Genomic DNA, 12,561 nt, shown 5'->3' with positions numbered 1-12,561 from the left:
ACCCGGCAAGTGATATTTATCACGCAGTGGTATTAATTTTCTTTATCCATTCAATGGAATTTCTGTTAAGGCCCACAAGGCCTTTGGCTTCCATTTTTTTAAGTAAGCGGCTTATTACTTCGCGGGAAGAATTAAGATCGCTGGCAATATCGTGGTGTGTTAGTTTTAAGATGGGCCCGAATTGCGCTACCTGTTTTTTCAAATAAAATTCAAGGCGCTCATCCATATTGGAGAAGGCAACTGCATCAATGGTTTTAAGCAATTCTTCAAAACGGTTGCGGTAAGAAGTTATTACAAATTCATACCAGCCTTTATAGCGGCCCAGCCATTTATCCATAAATTCAAGAGGTACCGTTAGCAGTGTTGCATTAGTAATAGCTTTTGCCATTACCTCGCTTGTTTCCTGTTTATAAGCACAAACCATAGATAAGGAACACGCCTGCCCTGCATTAAGATGATAGATAAAGAATTCATTGCCTTCATCATCTTCACGGTACAGTTTAACAACGCCTTCAATGATCAGTATTACAGAGCGGATGTGCTGGCCCACACGCAGTAAAGTTTCTCCTTCTTTTACATAACGGGTTACACCGTGTTGCAGCATTTCTTCATACAATTCATTTTCAAAGCCGGGAAATAGTTTTTGCAACAGCAGTTTATCCATGGGTGCAAAATTATTTTATTGAAGCTAAGTTTATTGAAGCTTACAGGTTATGGCCTTAAAACTGATTTAAGTCATGCTTTTGCTTGTCCGCAATCAGTTAATCAAAATTTGCGCAGTCATAGTTTCGCCGCTTATTTATATGAACGCATACACCGTAAGTAAGGCTGTAACCTGTTATCATTGCGGCGAAGATTGTACTTCAGTCGTTATAAGCGATGGCAGAAACTTTTGCTGCGAAGGCTGTAAAATGGTGTATGCTATTTTAAATAAAAACGGCCTTTGCGATTATTATGCTATCAGCCAAAACCCCGGCAGCAGCCAGCGCATAAAAGTGCGGGAAAACAAGTTTGCTTTTCTCGATGATGAAAAAATAAGCGCCCCGCTGCTTAATTATAAAGATGCGCATCAAACCTTTATTACTTTTTATATTCCGCAAATACATTGCAGCAGTTGTTTATGGCTGCTGGAAAACCTGCATAAGCTTAATAAAGGGGTTATAAGCAGTAAGGTAAACTTTGAGAAAAAAGAAGTTGATATTATTTTCAATCATGCAGCAGTTAGTTTGCGCAAGGTAGCTGAGTTGCTGGTGAGTATTGGTTACGAACCTTACATCAGCTTCAGCGATATGCGCAAAGCAAAGCCCCGGCTTGATAAATCGAAGATCTTTAAAGTGGGCGTTGCCGGTTTTTGTTTCGGCAATATTATGCTGCTGAGCTTTCCTGAATACTTGGGCGTGAATGCGCAGGAGCACAACCTTGTGTTACTGTTCAGGATATTGAATGTATTGCTGAGCCTTCCCGTATTTTTTTACAGCGCCTCGGAGTTTTACATCAGCGCCTGGAAGGGCCTTAAACATGGCTTTTTAAACATAGATGCGCCTATTGTTTTAGCCGTTGCCGTTACGTTTATAAGAAGTTTATATGAAGTGTTTGCCAATACGGGCGGCGGTTATTTCGACAGCATGAGCGGGATTGTTTTTTTTATGCTTATAGGAAGGGTTTTGCAGGATAAAACATATCAACAGCTCAGCTTTGAAAGAGATTATACCGCTTATTTCCCGATAGCGGTAAGCAGGATGAACAGTGGCGTGCAGCAGTCGGTTGCGCTACCCGATATTCGTTTGGACGATACACTGCTTATTCACAATGAAGAACTGGTTCCTGCCGACGGTATTCTTACAAAAGGCCAGGCATTGATCGATTATAGTTTTGTAACCGGCGAAAGCATGCCGGTAGTGCGGGAAATGGGTGAAATAATTTATGCCGGCGGCAAACAGGTTGGCGGAAATATTGAATTGCTGGTTATTAAAGAAGTGGCGCAAAGTTATCTTACCAAGCTTTGGAACCGCGATGAAATGAATGCCCGCAAAAAAGACGAAGCGCGGTCATTCGTGCATATACTTAGCCGCTATTTTACCTGGGTGGTGCTTACTATTGCCATAAGCGCCGCATTATACTGGAGTTTTAATGATACATCTAAAATATGGCCTGCTGTTACAGCCGTTTTAATTATCGCCTGCCCCTGCGCACTGCTGCTGAGCAACACGTTTACCAACGGCAATATTCTCCGGATTTTAGGCCGCAACCATTTCTACCTGCGCAATGCACAGGCCATTGAAGAGATTGGGAAAATTGACACAATTGTGTTTGACAAAACAGGAACCCTAACTACAAGCAGCAACCACTCGGTTGAGTATGCGGGTGATGCAATTACTGCTGAAATGAAGCAGCAAATTGCATCGCTTGCTGCTCAATCTAATCACCCGGTAAGCAGGGCCATCGTTAATTATTTTGATGCGAAGCATGTATTGCCGGTTGCGGCATTTAACGCAGTTACCAGCAAAGGCGTAAGTGGAATTGTTAAGGGCGATTGTATTAAAATAGGTTCCAGGCAATTTGTGCTTGAAGATGGTGTTACGGAAGCCGCATCTTCTACCTATATCTCTGTAAATAATAAGTTGATTGGCCGTTTCTTCTTTAAAAATCAATACCGGGACAACCTGTATAAACTTGTTATGCAATTAAAATGGAAATACAGACTGGCTGTGCTAAGCGGCGATAACGATGGAGAGCGTAATTATCTTGGCGGGTTGTTTGGCGCAGATGCCGCCATACTATTCAATCAGAAGCCGGAAAATAAACTGCAGTTTATTAAACAACTGCAGCAGGATGGTTATAAAGTAATGATGGTAGGCGATGGCCTTAACGATGCCGGTGCTTTAAAACAGGCAGATGCAGGAATAGCTATAACTGATAGCGCCAATAATTTTACGCCTGCCAGCGATGGTATAATTGAGGCAGAAAAACTGCCTTTGTTATATCGTTTTATATTGTTTTGCCGCATGAATAAAAATATTGTTATCACCAGTTTCGTGGTATCAATTCTTTATAATATTATTGGAATATGGTTTGCTGTGCAGGGTTCTTTATCCCCCATGATAGCGGCCATCTTAATGCCTTCCAGCAGCTTAAGCATATTGCTTTTAACTTTTGGCTGCAGCAGTATTGCGGCAAAAGTTTTAAGATTAAATAATTAGTCCCGAAAAATCAAATAAGCAGGCTTCTTCAATATCCGGGGCTTGTCTTTACCTCTTCAAAAAAGCTGTAAACCATTATTTACATAAACCTGTACAGAGAATGATTTTAATCAGCTTTCTGTTTGAATTGTGTCATAATTCTGTCAGAAACCGCCGGATATTTTTGTGCTTTCTAAAATTTCTATGAGCGTAATCTTTTTATTGTTGACCGCAAGCATCCTGATTGCAGCGTTGTTCCTGCTGGCTTTTTTATGGAGCGTAAAAAAAGGCCAGTACGATGACCAGCAAAGCCCGCCTGTAAGAATGCTGTTCGACGATAAACCTACAAACAACAATCAATAAACATTTCTATGCTTAAACAAAAAGACACGATAGGTGGCATTACTGTGCCGGATGAGGTGCAGGAAAAACTGGCTGTTGAACGGTTTTATTACGATAATAAGATCGTTAAAATGTTTGCCTATGCAACTATTCTCTGGGGCGCTATTGGAATGCTGGCGGGCCTGCTTGCCGCCATACAATTGTATTTGCCCGGCGCCAATTTTGATACGGCAGAAACAACTTTTGGCCGCGTAAGACCGGTACATACCAATGCCGTTGTATTTGCTTTTGTAGGCAACGGTATTTTCATGGGTGTATATTATTCGCTGCAGCGGTTATGTAAAGCGCGTATGTTTAGCGATAAGCTGAGCAAGGTACACTTCTGGGGCTGGCAGTTAATTATAGTGACAGGCGCTGTTACATTGCTGGCGGGTTATACCACAGGTAAAGAATATGCAGAGCTTGAATGGCCAATTGATATTTTAATCACTATTGTTTGGGTGATTTTCGGTATCAATATGTTTGGTACTATTTTAAAAAGAAGAGAAAGCCACCTGTATGTGGCAATATGGTTTTATATAGCTACCTGGGTTACAGTTGCCATGCTGCATATTGTAAACTCTTTCGAAATTCCTTTTTCTGCTTTTAAAAGCTATAGCTGGTATGCCGGTGTGCAGGATGCGTTGGTACAATGGTGGTACGGCCATAATGCCGTTGCTTTCTTTCTTACCACACCTTATCTCGGCCTTATGTATTACTTTTTACCCAAGGCTGCCAACAGGCCGGTATATAGTTACCGTTTATCTATTATACATTTTTGGGCGCTGATATTTATTTATATCTGGGCAGGCCCGCACCACTTATTATACACTGCTTTACCAGATTGGGCGCAAAGCCTTGGCGTTGTGTTTAGCGTTATGTTGATTGCACCAAGCTGGGGCGGTATGCTCAACGGTTTATTTACTTTAAGAGGTGCATGGGATAAAGTGAGGGAAGACCCTGTTTTAAAATTTATGGTGGTGGCAGTTACCTGCTATGGCATGGCCACTTTTGAAGGCCCTATGTTAAGCCTTAAAAGCGTAAATGCCATCTCTCACTTTACAGACTGGACCATTGCGCATGTGCATGTTGGCGCATTAGGCTGGAATGGGTTCTTAACTTTTGGCGTGCTGTACTGGATCATTCCAAAAATATTCAATACAAACCTCTATTCAAAAAAGCTGGCCAATACACATTTCTGGATTGGTACCATTGGTATTGTGCTGTATGTGGTGCCAATGTATTGGGCCGGCTTTACCCAGGCAACCATGTGGAAAAGCTTTACAGAAGAGGGTTCGCTTACGTACCAGTTTTTAGAAACGGTTACCAATATAGAATCTATGTATGTTTTGAGAAGCATCGGCGGAACTGTTTTTCTTACCGGTGTATTTTTAATGGCATACAACCTGTTTAAAACCGTTAAATCAGGAAGCCTTGTGGCCAACGAAGCGGCAGAAGCTGCACCGCTTTCCACACACCAGGTAATAGCACACAGCGATAAACACTGGCACCGCTGGATTGAAAAAAGGCCTGTTCAAATGCTGGTGTTCAGCCTCATAGCCGTAGCAATCGGCGGCATTCTTGAAATAGTGCCCACTTTTCTTATAAAAAGCAATGTGCCCACTATTGCATCTGTTAAACCATATACGCCGCTTGAATTACAGGGCAGGGATATTTATGTGGCCAACGGCTGTTATACCTGCCATTCGCAAATGATAAGGCCTTTCAGGGATGAGGTGGCGCGTTATGGCGAATACAGCAAGGCCGGTGAATTTGTTTATGACCACCCGTTTCAGTGGGGCAGCAAACGCACCGGGCCCGACCTGGCAAGGGTGGGTGGAAAATACCCGGATAGCTGGCATTATAACCACATGATGGACCCGCGTATTATGAGCCCTGGTTCTATTATGCCGGCTTATGCCTGGATGCTCGACAAACAACTGGATACTGCTTCAACCGGCGCCAGGATAAGGGCTATGCAAAAACTGGGGGTGCCTTATGCCGAAGGTTATGATAAAATAGCCAACCAGGATTTAATGAAACAGGCAAATGAAATAAAGAATAATCTTAAAAAAGATAAGATAGAAACCAGCAGCACCGCAGAGATTGTTGCGCTGATTGCTTACCTGCAAAGGCTGGGTGTTGATATTAAGAAATCCGGCGATGCCGCACCGCTGCAATAATTCAAAAATTTTAATTCAAAAAATTAGTTACATGAGCTTCATACATTATCTCGAAAGCATTACAGGCGTTTCCATATATGCGCTTATTTCTTTCGGCATATTCTTCAGCTTCTTCGTAGTAATGTCTTTATGGGCATGGAAAGCAGACAAAAAACTCATTAAAACATTAAGCAATATTCCACTGGATAACAGCGCGGAAATAAACTGATATGAGCATGAAAAACAAGTCTATAAAATTGATTGCCTTTTTTGCAGCAGTGCTGCCCTTAGGTGCATTGGCGCAGGATGGCCCTAAAATGAATGAGGCTAAAAGCCCGCAGGCAATTGCTTTGTGCATTATTGCCGCATTGCTGGCGCTGGCCATTTATGTGGCAGCAAAAATGCTGGTGCAACAGGCAAAAGCCAATCTTAAAAAGATTAAAAAAAGCACGGCAACAAAATTAGTTTCAGCTTTATTATTCGTGTTTTTAAGCAGCTCCCTGTTTGCACAGGATGCTGTGGTAACAGATGATGCCGCAGCCGGAAAAACGGAAATAGTTAAAGCCGCTATACCACTATCTTCTACAAGCTTTTATGTGCTCGTTTCTGTAATAGGAGTTGAAATAATTATCCTTATCAGTATAATTGGGCAGGTAAAATCTTTAATGAAAGCTAACGAAGAAGCGCCTGTTGCAGAAAATGCAATAGCCGTTGAAACAACAGAAGAGCAATTGTTCAGCATTAAAAAAATATGGGGCAAGCTCAACAGCTTTAAACCTATACAGGAAGAAGCGGATATTGAAATGAGCCACGATTATGATGGCATTCGCGAACTTGATAACCGCTTGCCGCCGTGGTGGCTGTATGGCTTTTATATCTGTATCATTTTTGCCGTTGTTTATCTCTGGCGCTTTCATGTATCTCACACCGGGCCGTCTTCTGTTCAGGAATTGGAAATAGCCATGCACCAGGCAGAGGAGCAGCGGGCGGGCTTTCTTGCCAAATCAAAAAACAATGTTGATGAAAATACGGTTACCCAATTAACAGAGGCATCGGATATTGATGCAGGCAAAAAAGTGTTTACTTCCATGTGCGCTGCCTGCCACGCTGCTGATGGCGGTGGCGGCGTTGGGCCCAACCTTACCGATGATTACTGGCTGCATGGCGGCAGTATAAAAGATATATTTAAAACCATTACTTACGGCTGGCCTGATAAAGGCATGAAAAGCTGGAAAGATGATTACTCCCCATTACAAATTCAGCAAATAGCCAGTTATGTAATGTCGCTGCATGGAACAAAACCTGCAACCCCAAAAGAACCACAGGGAGATTTGTATAAAGAGGCGGGCGCAACGGCTGCTGACAGCAGCGCTGTAAAAGATAGTGCGCTTAAAACAACCACCGCTCTTGTGAAATAAAAAGAATGAATACAGCAACAACAAATAATAAACATAGCGACGAAAACTTTCGCGACAGCCTGGCAACGGTTGACAAAGAGGGAAAACGAAAGTGGATATACGCATGGAAACCTAAGGGAAAGCTATACGCCATCCGCAAATGGTTAAGCTACTTGTATTTTATAATTTTCTTCGGGCTGCCTTTTGTAAAAATTAATGGCAGGCCGCTGTTCATGTTCAATATACCCAAAGGCAAGTTTGTTGTATTTGGTAAGATTTTCTGGCCGCAGGATTTCTTCATCTTCGGTTTGGCTATGGTTACTTTTATCTTCTTTATTATTCTTTTTACAGCGGCCTTTGGAAGATTGTTTTGCGGCTGGGCCTGTCCGCAAACCAATTTTATGGAAATGATGTTTCGAAGAGTTGAATTCCTGGTGCTGGGCAATGCCAATCAGCAAAAAGCTTTAAAAAATGCGCCGTGGACGGGCGGCAAAATATTTAAAGTTGGCCTTAAGCATGTATTGTTCTTCATATCATCATTTATCATCGCCAACTTTTTCCTCGCATATGTTATTGGTATAGATGACCTGGAGAAAATTATTACCGAACCGGTAAGCGAGCATATAGCGGGCCTTTCATCCATACTTATTTTCAGTGGTGTTTTTTATGGCGTATATGCCTTTTTCAGGGAGCAGGCCTGCACGGTAGTTTGCCCTTATGGAAGATTGCAAAGCGTGCTGCTCGATAAAAATTCAATGATAGTTGCCTACGATTATAAGCGTGGGGAACCGCGTGGTATAAAAAAGAAAAATCAGCCGGCCGAATTGCAGTTGGGCGATTGCATTGATTGTTTTCAATGTGTGCGTGTTTGCCCTACCGGTATTGATATACGCAATGGGGTGCAAATGGAATGTGTTGGCTGCACCGCCTGCATTGATGCCTGTAATGATGTGATGGATAAAATTCATAAGCCGCGTGGTTTAATCCGTTATGCATCTGAAAATTCTATTGCCACCGGCGAGCCGCTGCACTATACAACACGCATGAAAATTTATACAGGCTTATGTATGGTAGTGCTGGTGCTGCTGAGCGTGCTGTTGTTTACAAGAAAAGATATTGATGTAACCGTTATGCGTACGCCGGGTCAATTGTTCCAGGAAAGAGGTGAAGACAGCGTATCAAATCTTTACAACATAAAAGTGATGAATAAAACGGATAAAGATATTCCGCTAACAATAAAGATGAAGAACATGGATGGAAGTGTGCAGGTGGTTGGTAAACCCTATGTGCATGTAGCAAAAGAAGGGCAAGGTTCGGGGTCATTCTTTTTAATTCTTCCTAAAAAAGATATTCATAACAGGAAAACAGAAATAAAGCTGGCTTTGTATGAAGGCGATAAAGAAATTCTTACAGAAACAACCAGCTTTTTGGGGCCTGTGCAATAAAAATTTAAACTATGAACTGGGGACATAAATTAGCCATTGTATTTGTTGGTTTTGCGGTGCTGATTGGAACATTAGTGTACAAGTGCACGCAGCATAAATTCGATCTTGTTTCTGATGATTATTACAACCAGGAATTAAAATTTCAGGATAAGATAGACGGCAGCAAGGCAGCGGCAGCAATAAGCCCGGTAAAAATATCGCAAACGCCAGGCGATATTTTTATTCAGATGCCGGAAGAGATGAAAGGGCTTTCCCTGGAGGGCGATGTTTGGCTGTATTGCGCCTCCGATGCCGCCAATGATGTTAAGCTTCCCCTAAGCCTTGATGCCAATGGCATAATGGAAATTAATAAACAGAAAGTGCCGGGCACAAACTATACAGTTAAAATATCATGGAACAGCAGCAATAATAAATATTATAAGGAGCTGCCACTTACTGTTACAAAACAATGATGTGGCAATTAATCATACCAGCTTTTGCACTTGGCTTGTTCAGCAGCTTTCATTGTGTGGGCATGTGCGGCGCTATAGCATTTTCGCTGCCGGTAAATCATTTATCTAAACCCAAAAAAATTGCTGGCATTTTTTTGTATAATCTTGGCCGCATAGCCACATATAGCACTATAGGTTTTTTATTTGGGCTAATTGGAAGGCAGTTATATATAGCCGGCCTGCAGCAATGGTTTTCAATTATTGCAGGCATAATAATTATGCTTGCAGTATTGCAATATGTTTTCAGAAAACCTTTAATGCACTTACCTGGTTTTGGTAAAGTTCAGTTGCTGGTTCAAAACCTTATTGGCCGGTTCTTGCGGGCAAAAAATATAGGCCAATTGTTTTTACTGGGCATGGCAAATGGTTTGTTGCCCTGTGGATTAGTATATTTTGCTGTAATGGGTGCTGTGGCTGCCGGTTCTGTATTAAATGCTGCCTTATTCATGGGTTTATTTGGGCTGGGCACTTTGCCTGCTATGTTCCTGTTTGGTTATCTTGGTATGAGTATAAATGTTGCAATACGCAACAAAATGAAACAGGCGGTACCTTATTTTCTTACAGTTATGGGCATGCTGTTAATACTGAGAGGGTTGGGCCTCGGTATTCCATACGTGAGCCCATTGCTGCCACATGTTGTGCAGGAAGGTGCGGTTAGCTGCCATTAACTTTTTCTATCCTTTTGTTTATCAAATAAGGCCGCTCTCATTCCTGCGAGCGGCCTCTGTATTAAGGGGGGTATTTAATCTTAAAGTTTATAGCTGTGTTGTGGGAGCAACAAATTCGCTCAGTTTAAATTTGCCGCTTTCTTTTATAGCTTTAAAACCTCCTTTTATGTCAATGAGGTTATCGAACCCTCTTGCCCGCAAAACAGAATTGAATATCATTGAGCGGTAGCCTCCGGCACAATGCACATAATAGGTTTTATTCTTATCAAGTTGCGCCATGCTGTCGTTTATAAAATCGAGCGGTGCATTTTCTGCATCAGTAATATGCTCGCTGTCGTATTCGCTCTTTTTGCGTACATCAACAATTTCAATATTTTCTTTTTGCATGGCGTCTGCCAGTTCATCAGCAGAAATAGAGTGGATATTGTCTGTTTCCTTGCTTGCATTTTTCCAGGCTTCAAAACCGCCCTTTAAATAACCGATGGTATTATCATAACCCACACGGGCAAGCCTTGTTATTACTTCTTCTTCCCGGCCTTCATCTGTTATTAACAAGATTTGTTGTTTTATATCGGGAATTAATGTGCCCACCCAAGGCGCAAAGTTTCCATCTATACCAATATTGATTGAGTTGGGAATAAATCCCTTTGCAAAAGTTTGCGGGTTTCTTGTATCCAATACCAATGCACCTGTTTCGTTGGCTGCGGTTTCAAATGCATTAGGGCCGAAGGCATGCTGTCCTTTTTCAAGCACTTTATCAATGCTTTCGTAGCCGTGAATATTCATCATTACATTCAATGGAAAATAAGCCGGCGGTGCAACAAGGTCTTTTGTAACAGCTTTTATGAATTCATCTTTACTCATTGGCTGCAAAGCATAATTTACTTTTTTCTGATGGCCCAGCGCATCGGTTGTTTCCTTGCTCATGTTCTTGCCGCAGGCGCTGCCGGCGCCGTGTGCAGGATAAACAATAATGTCATCGTTCAGCGGCAGAATTTTATTGTGAAGTGAATCGTACAGGTAACCGGCCAGCTTATCCTGTGTAAGTTCGTTATTTACTTTTTGCGCAAGATCGGGGCGGCCCACATCGCCTATAAATAATGTGTCGCCCGAAAACAAGCCAACGTCTTTCCCGTTTTCATCTTTCAGTAAATAACAAGTGCTTTCCATGGTATGGCCGGGCGTATGCAATATTTTAAATGCAACCTTTCCAACTTTAAATTCCTGCCCGTCTGTTGCAATAATGGCTTCAAAATCTGGTTTAGCGGTTGGGCCGTAAACAATAGGCGCCCCGGTTTTTTTACTCAGGTCTAAATGGCCGCTCACAAAATCTGCATGAAAATGCGTTTCAAAAACATACTTTATTACCGCATTATTTTCTTTGGCTTTTTTTATATAGGGGTCCACTTCGCGCAAAGGATCAATAATAACAGCTTCGCCTTCACTTTCTATATAATATGCACCCTGTGCCAGGCAACCCGTATAGATTTGTTCAACTGTCATAATTTAAGATTTATGGTGTAAAATTAGAAAGAAACAAAGCCTTTTTCGGTGACTGAAATCACATAGACAGGATGATGGCCCTTAGCAATTTAATGGAAATAATTTGGTAAATAAACCAATGCGGAATAATAGATAAAACAGGAGCTTACTGGTTGAAAAGAAATCAGGAGGCGGAAGTTCCGGTGCGCCGGAATGCGGTTTTGATTGTTCCGCACACATCGGTTTCAATCATTTTTTGGGCCAGCAGCAGCATATTGCAAAAGGCAACATCATTGCTTATACCATGCCCGATTATTACCGGTTTAGATACGCCGAGAATGGGCGTGCCGCCATAATTTTCATAAGCAAAGCGGCGGATAAATTCATCATTGTGCATATCCCGGCTTTTGGCAATATCGTACATTGATTCGCCTAATTTTAATACAACATTGCCGGTGTAACCATCGCAGACAGTTACATCGGCACCGGCATTAAAAATATCACGGCCTTCAACATTACCAATAAAATTAATACGGGAATTGTCTTTTAAGAGCGGGTAAGTTTCTTTGCACAGCGTATTGCCTTTACCTTCTTCTTCACCAACATTTAATAATCCTACTCTTGGATTGGAAATGCCTAAGACACTGCTGGAGTAAATGCTGCCTAAAACAGCAAACTGGTCTAAATGCTGCGCTTTACAATCAACATTTAAACCTACATCGAGCAAAAGCGCTGTATCTCCGCCTATTTTGGGAATTACAGAAGCAATGGTAGGCCGGGAAACACCTTCAATAGGTTTTAAAAAAAACATGGCACCCACAAGCATGGCGCCTGTGTTGCCGGCACTTAAAAAAGCATCAACCTTGCCCGAAGCTAATAACTGAAAACCTTTGGAGATGGAAGAATCAGGCTTTTCTTTTAAAGCCTTTGTAGGGTTTTCATTATACCCGATTATTTCCGCCGCGTGAATAACAACTGTTTTTTCTTCCGGTAAATTGTATTCGCTTAAGAGCGCCCGGACCTGCTGTTCATCGCCAATGCAATAAACGGTAGCATTATTATGCTGCAGGTACAGTTGTAAGCCTTTAACAGCTTCCAGCGGTGCGAAATCACCGCCCATCATGTCAAGAGCGAGATTCATTAAAGCGATAATGGTTTATGCTTTTAGCGGAGCTTTTTCAGAAACAACTTTTCCTTTATAGTACAGCTTTCCTTCGCTCACATGTGCACGGTGGCGTACATGCAATTCGCCGGTAGCGCTGTCTTTGCTCAAAGTTACTTCTTCAGCTTTGTAATGTGTTCTCCTCTTCGCGCCGCGTTGCTGAGAATGCCTGCGTTTTGGATTTGGCATAGTTT

Annotated in this window: 12 protein-coding genes; 8 read left to right on the top strand and 4 right to left on the bottom strand. The window is 42.1% G+C overall.

Annotation, left to right across the window (positions count from 1 at the left end; translation table 11 throughout):
• Window positions 1-19: 19 nt before the first annotated feature.
• Window positions 20-664 carry a Crp/Fnr family transcriptional regulator gene (locus BM015_RS04530; RefSeq protein WP_090654929.1) on the bottom strand — a complete coding sequence of 215 codons (645 nt, stop codon included), beginning with the start codon at window positions 662-664 and terminating at the stop codon, window positions 20-22.
• A gap of 139 nt (window positions 665-803) precedes the next feature.
• On the opposite strand from BM015_RS04530, the gene BM015_RS04525 reads away from it, so the two are divergent.
• From BM015_RS04525 to BM015_RS04490, 8 genes are all read left to right on the top strand, one after another.
• A complete protein-coding gene (locus BM015_RS04525; protein WP_090655271.1) occupies window positions 804-3,200 on the top strand; it encodes a heavy metal translocating P-type ATPase in 2,397 nt (798 codons plus the stop codon).
• Window positions 3,201-3,383: 183 nt separating this feature from the next.
• Window positions 3,384-3,542 carry a cbb3-type cytochrome oxidase assembly protein CcoS gene (gene ccoS, locus BM015_RS04520; RefSeq protein ID WP_090654926.1) on the top strand — a complete coding sequence of 53 codons (159 nt, stop codon included), beginning with the start codon at window positions 3,384-3,386 and terminating at the stop codon, window positions 3,540-3,542.
• An 8-nt stretch (window positions 3,543-3,550) separates the two neighbouring features.
• Window positions 3,551-5,743, top strand: coding sequence for a cytochrome-c oxidase, cbb3-type subunit I (gene ccoN / locus BM015_RS04515; protein WP_177191804.1), 2,193 nt, complete (start codon window positions 3,551-3,553; stop codon window positions 5,741-5,743).
• Window positions 5,744-5,774: 31 nt separating this feature from the next.
• The gene (locus tag BM015_RS04510) at window positions 5,775-5,951 is read left to right on the top strand and encodes a CcoQ/FixQ family Cbb3-type cytochrome c oxidase assembly chaperone (RefSeq protein WP_090655264.1); all 177 of its coding nucleotides are present in this window, start codon (window positions 5,775-5,777) and stop codon (window positions 5,949-5,951) included.
• A 7-nt stretch (window positions 5,952-5,958) separates the two neighbouring features.
• Window positions 5,959-7,140 (top strand): cbb3-type cytochrome c oxidase N-terminal domain-containing protein, encoded by a 1,182-nt coding sequence (locus BM015_RS04505; RefSeq protein WP_177191803.1) that lies wholly within the window; start codon window positions 5,959-5,961, stop codon window positions 7,138-7,140.
• 5 nt (window positions 7,141-7,145) lie between these two features.
• The gene (gene ccoG / locus BM015_RS04500; RefSeq protein ID WP_090654921.1) at window positions 7,146-8,564 is read left to right on the top strand and encodes a cytochrome c oxidase accessory protein CcoG; all 1,419 of its coding nucleotides are present in this window, start codon (window positions 7,146-7,148) and stop codon (window positions 8,562-8,564) included.
• A gap of 11 nt (window positions 8,565-8,575) precedes the next feature.
• Window positions 8,576-9,016: a FixH family protein gene (locus BM015_RS04495; RefSeq protein WP_090654918.1), complete on the top strand. Its 441-nt coding sequence runs from the start codon at window positions 8,576-8,578 to the stop codon at window positions 9,014-9,016.
• Window positions 9,013-9,723, top strand: a complete 711-nt coding sequence (locus BM015_RS04490) for a sulfite exporter TauE/SafE family protein (protein ID WP_218148420.1) — start codon at window positions 9,013-9,015, stop codon at window positions 9,721-9,723. Before BM015_RS04495 ends, BM015_RS04490 begins: the two co-directional genes overlap by 4 nt.
• A gap of 87 nt (window positions 9,724-9,810) precedes the next feature.
• Here the strand turns inward: BM015_RS04490 and BM015_RS04485 are convergent, their stop codons facing one another.
• The 3 genes from BM015_RS04485 to rpmF form a co-directional block, all read right to left on the bottom strand.
• Window positions 9,811-11,226, bottom strand: coding sequence for an MBL fold metallo-hydrolase (locus tag BM015_RS04485; RefSeq protein WP_090654911.1), 1,416 nt, complete (start codon window positions 11,224-11,226; stop codon window positions 9,811-9,813).
• A gap of 163 nt (window positions 11,227-11,389) precedes the next feature.
• Window positions 11,390-12,346 (bottom strand): phosphate acyltransferase PlsX, encoded by a 957-nt coding sequence (plsX, locus tag BM015_RS04480; RefSeq protein ID WP_090654908.1) that lies wholly within the window; start codon window positions 12,344-12,346, stop codon window positions 11,390-11,392.
• A gap of 15 nt (window positions 12,347-12,361) precedes the next feature.
• The gene (gene rpmF, locus BM015_RS04475) at window positions 12,362-12,556 is read right to left on the bottom strand and encodes a 50S ribosomal protein L32 (protein WP_090654905.1); all 195 of its coding nucleotides are present in this window, start codon (window positions 12,554-12,556) and stop codon (window positions 12,362-12,364) included.
• Window positions 12,557-12,561: the final 5 nt, after the last annotated feature.

Source organism: Parafilimonas terrae (assembly GCF_900115755.1).
Classification (GTDB): Bacteria; Bacteroidota; Bacteroidia; order Chitinophagales; family Chitinophagaceae; genus Parafilimonas; species Parafilimonas terrae.
This window is presented reverse-complemented; position numbering and strand designations above follow the sequence as displayed.